This window comes from Xenorhabdus sp. TS4 (assembly GCF_014467265.1).
Lineage (GTDB): Bacteria > Pseudomonadota > Gammaproteobacteria > Enterobacterales > Enterobacteriaceae > Xenorhabdus > Xenorhabdus ehlersii.
The window spans coordinates 69,143-85,781 of record NZ_NKHQ01000077.1 but is presented as its reverse complement, the minus strand read 5'-3'; the positions used below and the strand labels follow the sequence as shown (position 1 = coordinate 85,781).

The window sequence follows — 16,639 nt, the reverse complement described above, 5'->3', positions numbered from 1 at the left end:
CGAGTGGGTCGTCATGATCATTTCTTTGAGCTGGGCGGGCATTCCCTGCTTGCTGTCCAGCTTGTCGCCCGTATTCGTCAGGTATTGGCGCGGGAATTACCGTTACAAACCCTGTTTACTCAGCCGATCCTGATGGGGCTGGCCCAGACGCTGACAGGAGCGGCCACTATCACGCAAACAGTCATCCCCCTTGCTGATCGCAGCCAGCCCTTGCCTTTGTCCTTTGCTCAACAACGATTATGGTTCCTCGGTCAGCTCGATCCGGCGGCGAGTCAGGCCTATCATCTCCCTGCGGTACTGCGCTTAGCTGGTTCACTCAATCGCCATGCCCTGATAATGGCACTTGATCGTCTGGTGGCTCGACATGAAAGTCTGCGGACACGTTTTGTGCTGGTTGAAGGCCAACCCAGCCAGCAAATCGACCCTGCGGATATCGGTTTTTCCCTGTCCTGTCAAGACTTGCGTCAGCTCGATCCTGCTCTGCATATCGACCGTATTACTGAATTCGCGACTCTTGAAGCCCAAACCCCTTTCGATTTTGCTCAGGGACCACTTATCCGCGGCCAACTGCTGCAACTGGCCGATAAGGAACACGTGCTGCTGCTCACGCAACATCATATTATTACCGACGGCTGGTCTATTGGCGTGCTGGTACGCGAACTGGGGATTTTGTACCGTGCGGCACTTGATGGCAATGAAGCTCCTTTACCACCACTGCCCATTCAGTATGCTGATTATGCGGTCTGGCAACATGAGCAGTTAAAAGAAGCAACCCTCGCTGCACAACGTGATTTCTGGTGTGCTCAGCTTGAAGGTGCGCCAGCCTTACTGACGCTGCCCACGGATCGACCACGCCCAGCAATACAGACCTATATCGGTGACCAAATCGCTTTCCAGCTTGATGCCACATTATTGACATCACTGAGGGAACTTGGACAACGCCATAACAGCACCTTATTTATGACCCTACTGGCTGGCTGGAGTATTGTACTCGCCAGGCTTAGTGGTCAGGATGATATTGTCATCGGCACCCCTGTCGCCAACCGCCCGCACCATGAACTTGAAGGATTGATAGGTTTCTTCGTCAATACGCTGGCCTTGCGCGTTAAATTCAATGACAATCTTCGTGTGACTGATCTGCTTGCACAAATTCGGGAACGGGCACTTGCCGCCTATGCCCATCAGGATCTGCCCTTCGAGCAGGTGGTAGAAGTACTCCAACCTGAACGTTGCCTAAGCCACAGTCCGCTCTTCCAGGTGATGCTGGCCTTAAATAACACGCCAGCCCAAACACTCATCTTACCTAAACTACAGCTCACGCCATTTGAACAGACATATCACAAGACTCATTTTGATTTGACATTATCCCTGGCAGAAACTGAAGCAGGTTTAGCCGGTGCCTTGTCCTATACCACCGCGCTGTTTGATGCTGCAACGGTTGAACGTATGGTCAACTATTTAACCAATATATTAATGGCAATGACTGCGGATGAAACACAGCTCATTGCTGCCCTGCCAATGTTGACTGAATCGGAAAAGCAACAACTATTAATAAACTTCAACGCCACTCAAACGGATTTTCCGCAAGATGCCCTGATCCACCAACTATTTGAAACCCATGCGGAACATCATCCTGATACTATTGCTGTCGTCTGTGAAGACCAGATACTGAGCTATAGTGAACTTAACCAGCGAGCCAATCGCCTGGCTCATCACCTGATTACATTGGGCGTACGTCCGGATGATCGAGTAGCAATTTGTGTTGAACGCAGTTTAGACATGATCGTGGGCTTACTTGGTATCCTTAAGGCCGGCGGGGCTTACGTACCTATCGATCCCAACTATCCGACTGAACGGCTGGTCTATATGTTGGAGGATGCAAAGCCCGTGGCCTTGCTAACTCAAACAGCACAAGTTAACCGACTGGACAACCCCATACCCAAGGTATTGCTTGATGCACAAGATCCATGTTTGGCAACACAGCCGGCTCACAATCCGCAAGCACATACACTGGGACTAACGTCACGCCATCTGGCCTATGTGATCTACACCTCTGGCTCAACAGGGCAGCCGAAAGGTGTAATGGTCGAGCACCGCAGTATCAATCGGCTGGTTATCAATAATGCTTACGCAGATATCGGTGCGCATGACTGTGTCGCTCATTGCGCCAATATTGCTTTTGACGCCTCGACCTGGGAAATTTGGTCGGCCCTGCTCAATGGTGGGCGTCTGTACATCGTTCCACAATCTGTACTACTCGATCCGGCACGTTTCTGTGATGCACTGATCAGGGGACACGTCACCGCTCTCTGGCTGACAGCGGGCTTATTTAATGAATATCTTGATAACCTCAAACCCCTGTTTGGGCAATTGCGCTACCTGCTTATTGGCGGCGATGTTCTCGATCCAAGGAGGATACAACAGGTGCAATTGGCTAAGTCCCAACCCGCACATCTGATTAATGGATATGGCCCAACGGAAACCACGACGTTTGCTGCAACCTACGAAATGACTTCTCTTATTGATGCGACTCGTTCTATTCCTATCGGTCGCCCGATTGCCAATACCCAAATTTATATTTTGGATACACATAGTCAGCCCGTTCCCGTCGGTGTTGCTGGTGAAATCCATATCGCGGGCGCTGGCGTGGCCCGCGGTTATTTGAATCGCCCTGAACTGACGGCCGAATGTTTCCTCACCAATCCGTTCTCTTCGGAGTCAGACGCCCGCATGTACAAAACCGGCGATCTGGGGCGTTGGCTGCCCGATGGCAAAATTGAATACCTCGGCCGCACTGATTTTCAGGTCAAGCTGCGTGGCTTCCGCATTGAACCAGGGGAAATCGAGGCCAGACTCACCCAGTGTGACGGGGTACGCGAAGCGGTGGTGCTGATCCGTGAAGATACACCTGGTCAAAAACGGCTAGTGGCCTATTTACGACCGCTAGAAGGGATTGAATTGCTGCCAACCAAACTGCGCATGCAACTCGCCCAATATCTTGCCGACTATATGCTACCCAGTGCTTTTGTCACGTTAGCGATCTTCCCGTTAACCCCTAACGGCAAACTCGACCGTCGGGCGTTACCTGCCCCCGATCCGTCCGCTTTCGTGGTGCGTGGCTATGAATCTCCCATCGGCAAAACAGAAACCGCGCTGGCCCAGATCTGGCAGGACTTGTTAGGGCTGGAAAAGATCAGTCGTCATGATCATTTCTTTGAGCTTGGCGGGCACTCGCTGCTCGCTGTACAATTGTTGAATCATATGCGTGAACAAAATATGCAGGTTTCATTGACCACTCTGTTCGCCCATCCAACCTTATGTGATCTAGCCCTAGCTACTAAGGAGCACTTTGTCATGCCAGTATCCCCATTTGATGCAAATCCTGTACCACTAAGCCCAGCAGGTTCCTTGCTACCTTTATTCTTGGTGCATGAAACTTCCGGCGATCCCCTGGTTTATTCTCCCCTGGCTGCCTTACTACCACCTGACCTTCCCGTCTATGCCTTGCAGGCACTTAGCATCCATACACTGGCGCACCCTCCGGTGTCGATTAAAGCACTGGCCGCCTGCCATATTCAGGCCATACGCCGCATCCAGCCACAAGGGCCTTATCGTCTGATGGGCTGGTCGATTGGGGGGTTGATTGCCTACGAAATAGCCCAACAATTAACAAGTAACGGTGAAACAGTCGAGTTTCTCGGTATGATCGACTCCTATTATCATGCCCATAAAGATAGTCATGACCCCTTAACCACTGCTGACCCATCTGTAAACGAGGAAGCAAAGCGAATAGAATTAATCATTAACGCACTGCGTACCCAAAAGATTATTGACGATGAAAAAGCGTTGGCAGAACTGCACAATCTCAGTAACGTGGAACAGGTACTTGATCGCTGTATCGAACACCAATGGCTGTCGGCGGGTATCACTCGTGAAGATATTCTCCTGCGTTTTTATACCGCCGAGATGATTACACAACGTGGTCAGGCGTACATCGCGCAAAAATCCGCCTTACCTATCCATCTCTATACTGCGGAGGAGTCAGTCAACAACGATAGTTGGCACGGATGGCATGACATTGTCGGCCACAATTCGGTGCTCCACCCTATCGGCGGGACGCATTTCTCCATTATGCACCCTCCTCTGCTAAACCAAATCGTGGACTCAATCACTGAAAACTTACCGGATGTGCCTTCCTTCGACCCACTGGTTATTATTCAGAAGGGCTCGCCATCCGTGCCGCCGCTATTTTGCCTGCCTGGTGCCGGCGCCAGCCCGTCCAGTTTGCTTGAACTGGCCCTATCGTTCCCATCGCAACTTCCGGTATACGCTTTACAAGCACGTGGGTTCACGACTGAGCATCATTTTCCTTACAGCAGTGTCGAAGGGGCGGCCCGTGCCTATATCCAGAAAATCCGGCAAGTCCAACCTCATGGCCCTTATCACCTGCTAGGCCACTCTTTTGGCGGCTGGATTGCCTTTGAAATCGCCTTGCAATTGCAAACTGAAGGAGAACAGGTATCCGAGCTTATGCTTATCGATACCGATGAACCTGACCAGCAAGAAAATGCCCTCAAGTCAGGCAACCGTATTGAGACAATCATGGAGTTGATTGATATCTATAATATGATATTAAACCAGCCCCTTCCGCTCGCCAGACAAGATTTTAATGATCTGGCCGCGGATGAACAAATTCAGCATCTGCACAGTGCTCTGGTTAAGGTCGGTCTCTTTCCCGCAAAAACACCAATATCACTGTTACAAGGGATTGTCCGCGTTATGCAGGCTAATCTGAACACGGGTTATATACCTCGTACCCGTTATGAGGGATCTGTACATCTGATTAACGCAGAAGAAGGCAATAAGGATGAAAGAAGAACTCGCGAAACCCAGTGGCGTCTTCATACGACCGAACTCAATACGATGGTTGTGCCCGGCAATCATATGACCCTGTTGTCTGCACCTCATGTCGGGCAATGGGTAACCAGCCTATGGCAAAAGTTGCGGGTTCATTATTGATAAATAAAGCTACTGAACCATATGTGAGAGAAAAATATGACTGATATTATTAGTGACCCTAAAGAGGCAAACTATGCTGTATTTTCCTGACAGCCTGAATCACGACGAAGCGGATAAAAAAGCGCTTAACACTCACTGTCTGGATGAACAAGAATGGCAAGCACTGCTCGACCAGTTTATTTCCTGTGCCGGTGAGGAAGATCTGGCCGGACTGGAAACGGCAATTGCTAGTGACCCAGTCACTTATTGTCTCCGCGAGTTAAATAACCCCATACGCGAACTGACGGAGCTTGAAAGTCAGTTCTCTTCCGTGATTATCCCTGAATCACCGGTTGATGCTGGGGCATATGCCCAACATCTGAGCGAAAATATCCTCAATCAGGTTGTGCCTGTATCATCACCTACCTTTGTTGGTCACATGACATCGGCTCTCCCCAGACATTTGCCTGCACTTGGCAAAATAGTGACAGCCCTGAATCAAAACCTGGTCAAACTGGAAACATCGCATATTTTAACTGCGCTGGAACGCCAGGTTCTGGGTATGGTGCACAAGTTGGTATACCACTGTGATGAAACTTTCTATAAACAATGGCTTCACAGCAGTGATCATGCTCTGGCGACCTTCTGTTCTGGTGGAACTGTGGCTAATTTAACCGCCATGTGGGCGTGCCGAAACCAGCTTATGCCGGCTGACGGGGATTTTGCTGGTCTTGCACGTGAGGGATTAGCCAGGGGGCTGATGCATTATGGCTATAGGGGCTTAGCCATTCTGGTATCGGAATTGGGACACTATTCGCTGAAAAAAACGGTAGATATCCTTGGATTAGGACAAGATGCCTTGATAAAAGTTGATACCGACAAAGATGGCAAGATCTGCATCAATGCCCTCCTCACACAACTACAGAAACTGCGCCAACGCAATATCAAACCTATGGCTATTGTCGGGATAGCTGGCACCACAGAAACCGGTTCCATTGATCCACTGGATATTCTGGCGGATATCGCTGAACAGGAACAGTGCCATTTCCATGTTGATGCCGCCTGGGGCGGAGCGAGTTTGCTGTCCGAACGCTACCGGCATTTATTTGCGGGTATCGAACGTGCTGATACCGTGACGATCGACGCTCATAAGCAAATGTATGTCCCCATGGGGGCTGGTATGGTGTTATTCCGTCAACCTACTCTGACCAGCGCCATTGCCCAGCATGCTAATTATATTGTGCGCAAAGGGTCGAAGGATCTGGGCCGTCATACTTTGGAAGGTTCACGCAGTGCAATGTCGCTGATGTTACACAGTAACTTCCATCTGCTTGGCCGCCAAAGATTGGCTGGCCTGATAGATGCAAGCATTGAGAAAGCGCAACAATTTGCCGATCTGATCCGCCAGCAAGAAGATTTCGAGTTAATCAGTGAGCCACAGCTTTGCCTGTTGACTTATCGCTATGTGCCACCAAAGGTGTTACCGGCATTACGGGAAGGTTCAGAACAGGTTAAACAACAACTGCATGAATTAATTAATACACTGAACCAGAATATCCAAGCGATGCAGTGGACTGCGGGAAAATCTTTTGTCTCACATACCTGTCTCAAACCCGCGCAATGGGCTAGACAACCAACAATAGTTTTACGCGTCGTGCTGGCAAATCCTCTGACCACGTTGGCAATACTCGAAAATATGCTTGAGGAGCAGCGTCAACTAGCACAACAAAGTCCGCTCTGGCAAACGCTACACAATTTAATCAATTGAGTATATGGTCTGATATCACATCGCAGTATTCGTTTGATTAACTTATCTACCCAATAGATTTCAAGTGGCAGCATAGCCGCTGTTTGAAATCTATTGGGTTCTTTTTTTACAAATACAAAACGTAAATAACACATCGTTTAAAATCAATAAATAGTTATTCAATCAGCTTGTTGTTCCAATTCTCTAACCAGTGGGATCACGTTTCTACCAAAATACTCTAGCTCTTCCTGCATATGCAAAAATCCAAGCAACATCAGGTTTACACCGACCTTTTTATATTCAATAATTCGTTGGGCTATTTGTAATGGTGTACCAATAAGGTTGGTTTTAAAGCCGTCATTATACTGTACAAGATCTTCGAAAGTTGATTTTGCCCAGTTCCCTTCTTTTTCCGGTGATGCATTTCCCGCATTTTGGACTTCATGATGGAAACTTTTCACCGCTTCAAAATCACTATTATCTAAAATATCCTGTAATACTGCGCGAGCCTCTTTCTCATCATCACGGGCAATAGCAAAACCATTAACGCCTATTTTTACCTGATGATGATTCAATAACGCTTTAGCTCTGATATCTTCGATTTGTTTGTGAATATATTCCACACTGCCGCCATTAGTAAAATACCAATCAGAAACGCGGGCGGCCATGTCTCTGGCAGCTCTGGAACTCCCTCCTTGAAAAATTTCCGGTAATGGTGTCTGTGGCTTGGGGTTTAAAACATAATCATGAAAACGATAAAAATCACCAGAAAAACTGAAAGCGGGTTGCGACCAGATCCCTTTCAAACAATGGATAAATTCTTCAGAACGTAAATAACGTTCTTCATGATCCAACCACGGTTCACCAATCGCTTTAAATTCACCGCGAAACCAACCACTAACAATATTAACCGCAATACGGGCACCATAAAGCTGACTGATTGTTGCTATCTGCTTAGCAGCCAACACCGGTTTCCAAGGCCCAGGTAAAAGGGCTGCAATGATTTTCAATTTATTTGTTACGGAAAGCAGATCTTGCGAAAAGGTCATCGATTCATGTTGGTTTTCAGCACCATATCCAGCAGTAAATCTAATTTGGGTCAATGCATAGTCAAAACCTACATTTTCGGCGATTTGAGCCAGACTGCGATTATAAGTATGATCCCAATTGGTACGTTGCTGGATTTTACTTATAACCAATCCACCTGAAACATTTGGCACCCAATAAGCAAATTTAATGGGTTGAGAATTGAATTCAGCCATTAAACCTCCATGATTTGAAATCAGAATATATAGCTACTCGGTAAGGACGTTTATCATCTTCAATGATTTTTATAGCACAATATAAAATTAGTTAATCGATGAGACATATTATTGACAGGTCTCAATAAAATCCATTATTTATTATTTTATTTTAAATAATTTACAAAAGACACCATTTCTCAGTTTAAAGTCAATTGACAACTCTTATAGGGTCTTTTATAAATTTTCTATAAATATAAAAAATAAGATTAGAAAAATATCCTTACTGTTCATTTTTCACCAAAGGGAGTAAAAAATGAAAATTGTTCACTTAACATATATTCACTTAACCAAATACCAAGAACAAAAAATATTTGATAAAAATCCATATGATAACTTCGATTTTATTTGTGAAAAAATACACAGATTATCTAATCTTATTAAGATTGAATTAATTCTAGGATCCGGCAATATTGCATAATGATGGTGATATTGATGCGTATAAATATTTTTTATTGATTGATTGGTCATAATTCAAAAATAAAATCAAACTATAAGGATAATATCCAGACAAATAGAAGTATTAAAATATTCTGTGCAAAAATCAAAGAGGGATTATATGAAATCACGTGCTGCCGTTGCCTTTGGGCCAAACAAACCACTCGAAATTATCGAAATTGACGTTGCTCCACCAAAAACAGGTGAAGTAATGATAAAAATCAGCCATACAGGTGTCTGCCATACGGATGCCTTTACCCTTTCAGGTAGCGATCCTGAAGGAATATTTCCTGTTATTCTGGGGCATGAAGGAGCCGGTGTCGTTGTCGAAGTAGGTGACGGTGTCACAAGTGTAAAACCAGGTGACCATGTTATTCCATTATATGCGGCGGAATGTGGCAAATGTGAGTTCTGTCAGTCTGGAAAAACTAACCTTTGTATCGCAGTCCGTGAAACGCAAGGTAAGGGCCTCATGCCAGATGGCACAACACGCTTTTCTTACAATGGACAACCTATCTATCATTACATGGGGTGTTCCACATTCAGTGAATACACTGTCGTTGCTGAAGTATCAGTGGCAAAAATAAATCCAACCGCAAACCATGAACAAGTTTGCCTATTGGGCTGTGGTGTCACTACTGGTATCGGTGCCGTACACAATACAGCCAAAGTGCAGCCGGGAGATTCTGTTGCCGTTTTCGGATTGGGTGGGATTGGTCTGGCCGTTGTTCAGGGTGCTCGTCAGGCAAAGGCCGGGCGCATTATTGCCATTGATACCAATCCAACTAAATTTGAACTTGCCAGACAATTTGGTGCCACTGATTGCCTCAATCCCAATGACTACGACAAACCTATCCAACAGGTCATTCTGGAGATAACCAAGTGGGGTGTTGATCATACTTTCGAATGTATCGGTAATGTCAATGTCATGCGTGCCGCTCTGGAAAGCGCGCACCGGGGATGGGGGCAATCAGTCATCATTGGTGTAGCTGGCGCTGGACAAGAGATTTCCACCCGGCCATTCCAACTTATTACCGGGCGTACATGGAAAGGCACAGCTTTCGGTGGTGTAAAAGGACGCAGCCAGTTGCCGGGAATGGTGGAAAAAGCCATGAAAGGTGAAATCGAACTTGCACCTTTCGTTAGCCATACGATGCCTCTGGAATCCATTAATGAGGCTTTCGATCTGATGCATGACGGTAAATCGATCCGAACAGTTATTTACTACTGATTAAGTTTGGATCGTAGACAGAAAACCGTGTTGCAAGCCAACACGGTATCTGACAAGTAATAAAATAATCACTGCAACAAATGACTTTAGAGAGGAAGTAATGGAAAGAATCGAACATCACGCCTGTTTTGGTGGATGGCAGGATATCTATCAACATGAATCAAAGGCTTTGGGTTGCCAGATGCGTTTTGCCATTTTCTTGCCTCCTCAGATTAAAGCAAGAAGATTACCCGTCCTTTACTGGCTCTCTGGCTTGACCTGCACTGAGCAAAATTTCATCACAAAATCAGGCGCTCAACGTTATGCGGCTGAACAGGGTATCGTTATTGTGGCTCCAGATACCAGCCCACGGGGTGATGATGTCGCTGACGATCCCGCCTACGATCTTGGAAAAGGTGCTGGCTTTTATCTCAATGCATCAAAACACCCTTGGGCTTCACACTATCGTATGTATGATTATGTTGTTTCAGAACTCCCCAATTTGATTGAAACACACTTTGCGGTCACTAATATACGAGCAATCAGTGGACACTCAATGGGAGGCCATGGTGCAATGATTGTTGCATTGAAAAATCCAGAACGTTATTGCAGTGTTTCGGCATTCTCACCTATTGTGGCTCCTAGCCAGGTTCCGTGGGGAATAAAAGCATTTTCAGCCTACCTTGGCGAAGATACATCAGATTGGAAACAATATGACACTGTAGAACTGATCAGGAATGCGAAAGAACAGCTTCCTATTTTGATTGACCAGGGTCTCAATGATGACTTTTTGGATGAACAGTTACGCCCTCATTTATTGCAAGATATTTGCGATGAAGCCGGTTATCCAGTGACTATCAATCTTCGGCCTGAATATGATCACAGCTATTACTTTATTGCCAGCTTTATTGAAGATCATATCACTTATCATGCCAAAGCAATGCAAGGTCATGACATCAATTTATTGACTCATGTATAGTCTGTCTATTTGGAGAACATTCAGATGGCAAAGATTGATGTGACCTGTCCATCTTGTTGTGCAGTTAAAGGGATCCACCGTAATGGGCGCTCTCGCTCTGGTCATCAACGTTATCTTTGCCAGTCCTGCCGTCATTCTTGGCAACGGGAACCGCATCTCTGAGTATCATGTTTTATAGGGATCTAACTATTTGGAAGTACAACCTAAATAAACCCTTGTTTTTCCTAATTTAATGGAAAAGGCAAGGGCTATGTTACTGGGATAAGAAAATAAAACTGCAACCTGAAAGGTTGGAAATATACCAACCTTAATTAACGATACATCTCAAACAAAGACATACCTTTTAAATCAGAAAAAGCTTTATAGGAAGCCTGTAATGCAGCATGTTCCTGATAATAGCTGGAAATGGTGGAGATCAAATCCGCATCGACTAATTCCCCCATACGAACTTTATTGGCTATGCTGCGTTCACTGGCTAACGCATCCAGTTGGTCCATTTCCTGAAGCTGTAACCCTAGCACGGCTTGCGCCGAGGATAAGTTGTTCAAGCTATTACGTACCCCTCGGTTAGCCTTGTTAATTAACTCCAGTGATTCCTCTCTTTCTGTTTCGCTGGCATCCGTGAATGGCCTTTTAAGCGCCTCGATCGCAAAATCAATAGAAGCAAAAATATCTGATTCACTGGCACTGCCATCAGGTTCTTTAATCGGGTTGGACGTTGCCGATAAAAAGACTTTTTCCCCTGTATGGGCGATAACCATGGAACGATTGTCATCCACCCTTTGGCTTATAGCCTCATATCCACCTTTGTAGTGAACTTTTCCACTGCCATCCGCTTCAAAAGGTGGAACGTCTGTCTTATAACCAGCAAAAATATAGCGGCCATTGCCATCGGTTTTATTCCCAAGGTTCAGCAATTGCTGTTTAAGCCCGTCTAATTGTTGGGCATAAGACTCACGATCATGATCGCTCTCTGCACTCGCCGCCGCGACTAATGTTTCCAAAACATTATGTGTCACCGATACAACACCATCGATAGTGCTCAATTGGGTTGACATCGTGTTCTTGGCAAAGATACGAGCTGCCACAAATTGCTGATTCTTCGCCTCAGATTGAGCAACCATAATACTCTGTGAAGCAGCCAACGGATCATCAGATGGTTTGATAACACGTTTCCCGCTGGATAACTGTTCACCATATTGCATCCATTTAGCCTGGGAGCCAAAAACTCCATTCATTTTTTGGCTGTATAAAAGATTCGTACTTACGCGCACAATATCAGTTCCTTTTTTTCTTTCGCCACTTAGTGATTAACGAATATCCAAAATGGCATTAAACAGCGTCGAAGCGGTCTGGATAACACGAGCATTTGACAAATAGTATTGTTGCAAACGTTGCAGTTCACCGTATTCTTCATCTAGGTTGACGCCAGAAATAGACTCGCGGCGGCTGTAAAGCACCTCTACTTGGATCTTCTGGGCTTCGAAACTACGTTGAGAACTATTAGCTTTACTACCCACGGTACTGACCAGTGAAGCATAAGCATCAGTCAAGGTATTTTTACCATCAACCAGCTTTTGTTCTTGTAGGAGAGTGAATTTCTTCGCATTGTTGTTATCACTTTGACCAGAACCTTTAGCACCTGCCGTTGCCAGCTGGGAGGGGGTTTTAATATTGACTTCAAGTGTAGCTATTACGCTACCGACTGTTTTCAGTGTGTACCGATCATTATCCTGTGGATTAGTCGCATTGATTGCGACTTTCAAACCGTCAAATTCCAGCGTCTTACCATTTTTAGTTACAGAGATCATTTCCTTGTCGGTAACACGCTGTACTTTCCAATCCCCGCCTTGGTACTTAATCGTATAGTCACTGTCTTTTACTTTAGTGGTATCGGCGTATTCCACTTTAATTTCAGCCGAACCTTTGTTATTGCTGTTAGCAATGGTTTCTGGCTGCGCAAGGTTGAAGAAATCGATACCTGGTTTACCGTCCAGATCGAAACCACCACGCTGGACTTGATTGAATTGATCCGCCATCACTAATCCCAATTGGTTTAATTGATTGCGGGTTGGGTCTATCACTTCACTACGCACACGCAATGCACCACCCAACGTCCCTTGTGAGATAAAACGCTCATCAATTTCTTTCGTACTTATACCATTGTTATAGCCTAGGGTAATACGGCCGCTATCTGCACTGGATGGAATCGCTTCCAGCCGATAGGATTTGCTGCCCAATACCAATGAGGGGCCACCGCCAAATGAGACGTTGTAAACACCACCGTCTTGCTGAACCATATCTACTTCAATAAGTTGATTTAATTTATTAAGCGTATCATCGCGTTTATCCAGTAAAGCCAGAGGTTCACCTGTTCCTACGCCACGCATACGAGAAATTTCATTATTCAGAAAGGCAATTTCTTCCGCGTACTTATTAATTTCTTTGACATTCTTCTCAATTTGGGTATTGATACCGCTGTCCATCTTACGGAGATGTTGATCCGTTTCTTTAAACCGGTTAACCAAACCTTCAGCTTTACCTCGTACTGTGGTTCTTGCCGCATGGTCTTCCGCGTTATTTTCAAGCGTGCTCAGGCTCTTAAAAAAGTCTTCCATAGAACTGGAAAGGCTGGTTGTATTATCTGCCAGCAGATTCTCAACTTGAGAAGCCTGATTATTGTATGTAATTAATTCAGCATATTTGGTTTTTGCAGCATTATATTGCTCGTTGACAAACTCATTATATTGTCGATCAATGGAATTGACATTCACACCATTGCCAATAAAGCCAACTGGTGACATGTTGCCATTATTCTGCGACATTACCGTGATCTGTCGGTGATATCCCTCGACTTTAGAGTTAGTAATGTTATTACTCACCACACTCATTGCCACTTGCGCAGCATTAATACCACTCATGGCAGTATTGATAAGACTATTGGACATGTGTAGATCCTTTTACGTTTTCGTTATGCCTCCATCGTGGGAGGTAATTCACTGCTACAGTTATCGGCAAAATACCCTGATTCTTGAGCGAATTGATTCCCTTAAAACAAGTTATCAAAATCATAGGCATAGGCTTTTGCCATTTGATTGCCGGTATTTTTTAACTGCTGGATCAATGACACTAATTTTTGTGCATAACCTGGATCGGTGGCATATCCGGCCTCTTGTAAGGAATACGCTCCCTGCTCTGCCGTTGTTGATTGTGCAACCTTGGTGTAACGGGGGTTTTCTGTCAGTAAATTGACGTAATCCGTTATCGCTTCCGTATAAGAGCTATAGACGCGGAAGCTGTCCTGCATTTTCTTCGGCTCACCATCAATGTATTCCGTCGTCATAATATTGGTGACGGGCCCTTTCCAGTATTTTCCCGCTTTGATACCAAACAAATTATGACTTGGCTTACCTTCCGCTGTCAGAATTTCTCGCTGCCCCCAGCCGGATTCCAGCGCTGCCTGAGCAATAATCAATAAATGAGGAATACCACTTTGCTGGCTTGCCAACTGAGCTGGTAAGGAAAGCATGGAAACAAAGCTGGCGCTGTGCATCGGCAATGATTTTGGTGGGGCTGAACTGTATTGAGGTGAACCATTCGCCGAAGATGGGTTTTTAGACAGATAGTCAGGAGCCGGTATAGCCCGACGCATAAATTGTTCCAATGCCTGCTTCGGTAATGTTTGCAGGATTTCATTATCCAGCGGCATCGGCACAGTGTTGGCTAATTCATCAGGTACATTATTATTCGCATTAGAGAATTGCTTAACGATCATGTCCGCAAATCCTAACCCCTTTTGGGAAAGATCCTGGGCAATTTGCTGATCGTACAGCGAAGTATAAAAATGCGTCTGCTCACTGCTTAAAATGCCATCCTGCGGCAACGAGGAACGCATACTTTTCAGCATCATCTGAACGAAGACGCCTTCTAATTGTTGGGCTACTTGCCGTAGCCCTTGTTGTGGTTCCTGTGACAATTTAGCTTTCAGTGAATGCAATGAGTTAACATCGTAAGCTGCATTGGACATCGTCAGAAAATCATTCATCAGATAATCTCCAATTTCGCCCGCAGACAACCTGCGCTCTCCATTGCCTGCAAGATCGACATTAAATCGGTTGGCGTTGCACCCAACGCATTCAACGCACGCACAACTTGTGTCAGATTTGCACTGGCACTAAGTTGCTGCAATGCGCCCCCCTGCTCCTGAATGCCAACCCCCGTATTACGGGTCACGACGGTACTGCCTCCCGCCAATGGCGTATTGGGCTGATTGACCACGATCTGACGTTCAACGGTCACAGACAAACTACCATGAGCAATCGCACAACTGTCCAAGGTAACATTACGGTTCATCACCACGGAACCTGTTCGGGAGTTGAAAATCACTTTGGCATCACCGGCATCCACGCGGATAGGCAAATTCTGTACCTGAGCCAGAAACTTCACCTGTTCGCTGTTCTCAATCGGTAAACGCAACTGCACCGTGCGGGAATCCAACGGTGTCGCCGTTCCCGTTCCTTTCAATCGGTTGATCGCATCACTGATTTTCTGAGCCAGCCCAAAATCATCATCATTCAGTTGCAGATTCAGCGTGCCTTTCTGGCCGAACTGTGTTGGCAACTCACGTTCAATCACCGCACCATTGGAAATCCGGCCACCGGCAAGTTGGTTGACTTTGATACTGTTACCACCGGCACTCGCACCGGCACCACCCACAAGAATATTGCCCTGAGCCAAAGCATAGACCTGGTTATCCACCCCTTTTAACGGCGTCATCAGCAATGTACCGCCACGCAAACTCTTGGCATTACCCAGCGAGGAAACGACAACATCAATGTTCTGCCCTGTACGCGCAAACGGGGGCAGTTTTGCTGTCACCATCACGGCAGCGACATTTTTAAGCTGCATATTTGTACCGGCGGGTACGGTGATCCCTAGCTGTGACAACATATTGCTCAGGCTTTGGGTAGTAAAAGGCGTCTGCATGGTTTGGTCACCCGTTCCATCCAGCCCAACGACCAAACCATAACCAATCAGCGCGTTATCCCTGACTCCTTCAATCGTCGTCAAATCACGAATACGTTCGGCAAAAACACTGGCAGAAGTGAACGTACCGGACAGCACCAACAAAAACGTAAAAAGGCTGGCGACTAATTTTTTCATCCTAACCATCCTCTTTTAAAACGGCGAGATATTTATAAAGAAACGTTGTAACCAACCCATATGCTGCGCTTCGTTGATATAACCATCACCAACATACTCAATACGGGCATCAGCAACTTGATTGGAACTCACCGTATTATTGCCCGTGATCGTGCGCGGGTTAACAACACCAGAGAAACGAATAAACTCCGTACCCTGATTAATAGCGATCTGTTTTTCCCCCACTACATGTAGGTTGCCATTGGCCAGCAGTTTATCCACAGTCACAGTAATGGTGCCCCTGAAGGTATTGTTGGCATTCGCACCACCTTTGCCACCAAATTCATTATTGCCTTCCATGCCCAGATCGGTTTTTCCACCCCCCATCAATCCCTGTAAAAAACGAGGCGTCAAAGCCGCCGCAAAACTGGTTTTTCCATTGCGACTCGCATTGGCTGAAGAGTTTTTGCTCGCACTGACGTTCTCCTGCAAAATAATCGTTAGCGTATCACCAATATTGCGTGGACGGCGGTCTTCAAACAGTGGCTGATAGCCGTAATAGACCGGTTGGACAGTTTGAAAAATAGAACCATTTGGCGTTGGAGCAGGCGTTTCGGCGGGTTTTGCGGTTGTTTGCCCTTCCACCAGTGGCTTGTGCGGCATATAAGCACAGCCCCCTAATGTCAGTGCCGACAATGCGAGTACCGCCACAGATATGCTGATACGCCACTTATTTCTCTGGTTTCTCCGTAAACCAGTGGAGCCATAAGCTACATGGTTTTTAGCATGGCTTTCGGCAACGGGCATTGTATCCATCTTCTATG

At 46.0% G+C, this 16,639-nt stretch carries 10 protein-coding genes and 1 pseudogene; 5 read left to right on the top strand and 6 right to left on the bottom strand.

Going from position 1 to position 16,639, the window contains the following annotated elements; translation table 11 throughout:
• Together Xets_RS15725 and panP are read left to right on the top strand one after the other, a co-directional pair.
• Positions 1-5,019, top strand: a 5,019-nt coding sequence (locus Xets_RS15725; protein WP_187652077.1) for a non-ribosomal peptide synthetase, incomplete at its 5' end; no start/stop codon positions are given.
• A 73-nt stretch (positions 5,020-5,092) separates the two neighbouring features.
• Positions 5,093-6,766, top strand: coding sequence for a pyridoxal-dependent aspartate 1-decarboxylase PanP (gene panP, locus Xets_RS15720; RefSeq protein WP_099131219.1), 1,674 nt, complete (start codon positions 5,093-5,095; stop codon positions 6,764-6,766).
• Positions 6,767-6,924: 158 nt separating this feature from the next.
• On the opposite strand, the gene sfnG is transcribed toward panP, so the two are convergent.
• Complete coding sequence (gene sfnG / locus Xets_RS15715) at positions 6,925-8,007, bottom strand: dimethylsulfone monooxygenase SfnG (RefSeq protein ID WP_099131220.1); 1,083 nt, start codon at positions 8,005-8,007, stop codon at positions 6,925-6,927.
• Positions 8,008-8,605: 598 nt separating this feature from the next.
• Between sfnG and Xets_RS15710 the strand changes: the two genes are divergently transcribed.
• The 3 genes and pseudogenes from Xets_RS15710 to Xets_RS15700 all read left to right on the top strand — a co-directional run.
• Positions 8,606-9,715, top strand: coding sequence for an S-(hydroxymethyl)glutathione dehydrogenase/class III alcohol dehydrogenase (locus tag Xets_RS15710; RefSeq protein WP_187652076.1), 1,110 nt, complete (start codon positions 8,606-8,608; stop codon positions 9,713-9,715).
• A 100-nt stretch (positions 9,716-9,815) separates the two neighbouring features.
• Positions 9,816-10,673, top strand: coding sequence for an S-formylglutathione hydrolase (fghA, locus tag Xets_RS15705; RefSeq protein ID WP_099131222.1), 858 nt, complete (start codon positions 9,816-9,818; stop codon positions 10,671-10,673).
• Between the two features lie 24 nt (positions 10,674-10,697).
• Positions 10,698-10,817 (top strand): annotated as a pseudogene (locus Xets_RS15700) (IS1 family transposase); the annotation flags it as partial.
• Positions 10,818-10,984: 167 nt separating this feature from the next.
• Here Xets_RS15700 and flgL read toward each other — a convergent pair.
• The 5 genes from flgL to Xets_RS15675 form a co-directional block, all read right to left on the bottom strand.
• Positions 10,985-11,947: a flagellar hook-associated protein FlgL gene (gene flgL / locus Xets_RS15695; protein WP_099131224.1), complete on the bottom strand. Its 963-nt coding sequence runs from the start codon at positions 11,945-11,947 to the stop codon at positions 10,985-10,987.
• 36 nt (positions 11,948-11,983) lie between these two features.
• Positions 11,984-13,621, bottom strand: coding sequence for a flagellar hook-associated protein FlgK (gene flgK, locus Xets_RS15690; protein ID WP_099131225.1), 1,638 nt, complete (start codon positions 13,619-13,621; stop codon positions 11,984-11,986).
• A 101-nt stretch (positions 13,622-13,722) separates the two neighbouring features.
• Positions 13,723-14,718, bottom strand: coding sequence for a flagellar assembly peptidoglycan hydrolase FlgJ (gene flgJ, locus Xets_RS15685; RefSeq protein ID WP_099131226.1), 996 nt, complete (start codon positions 14,716-14,718; stop codon positions 13,723-13,725).
• Positions 14,718-15,836, bottom strand: a complete 1,119-nt coding sequence (locus tag Xets_RS15680) for a flagellar basal body P-ring protein FlgI (protein ID WP_099131227.1) — start codon at positions 15,834-15,836, stop codon at positions 14,718-14,720. The genes flgJ and Xets_RS15680 overlap by 1 nt, the downstream gene beginning before the upstream one ends.
• A 15-nt stretch (positions 15,837-15,851) precedes the next feature.
• Positions 15,852-16,631, bottom strand: a complete 780-nt coding sequence (locus tag Xets_RS15675) for a flagellar basal body L-ring protein FlgH (protein ID WP_099131228.1) — start codon at positions 16,629-16,631, stop codon at positions 15,852-15,854.
• Positions 16,632-16,639 lie beyond the last annotated feature (8 nt).

What these genes read in the sequence shown, in the direction of transcription:
- flgJ (WP_099131226.1), bottom strand. Translation starts at nt 14,718, where the DNA reads ATGAATGATTTTCTGACGATGTCCAATGCAGCTTACGATGTTAACTCA.
- flgK (WP_099131225.1), bottom strand. Translation starts at nt 13,621, where the DNA reads ATGTCCAATAGTCTTATCAATACTGCCATGAGTGGTATTAATGCTGCG.
- Xets_RS15710 (WP_187652076.1), top strand. Translation starts at nt 8,606, where the DNA reads ATGAAATCACGTGCTGCCGTTGCCTTTGGGCCAAACAAACCACTCGAA.
- panP (WP_099131219.1), top strand. Translation starts at nt 5,093, where the DNA reads ATGCTGTATTTTCCTGACAGCCTGAATCACGACGAAGCGGATAAAAAA.
- Xets_RS15675 (WP_099131228.1), bottom strand. Translation starts at nt 16,631, where the DNA reads ATGGATACAATGCCCGTTGCCGAAAGCCATGCTAAAAACCATGTAGCT.
- Xets_RS15680 (WP_099131227.1), bottom strand. Translation starts at nt 15,836, where the DNA reads ATGAAAAAATTAGTCGCCAGCCTTTTTACGTTTTTGTTGGTGCTGTCC.
- sfnG (WP_099131220.1), bottom strand. Translation starts at nt 8,007, where the DNA reads ATGGCTGAATTCAATTCTCAACCCATTAAATTTGCTTATTGGGTGCCA.
- fghA (WP_099131222.1), top strand. Translation starts at nt 9,816, where the DNA reads ATGGAAAGAATCGAACATCACGCCTGTTTTGGTGGATGGCAGGATATC.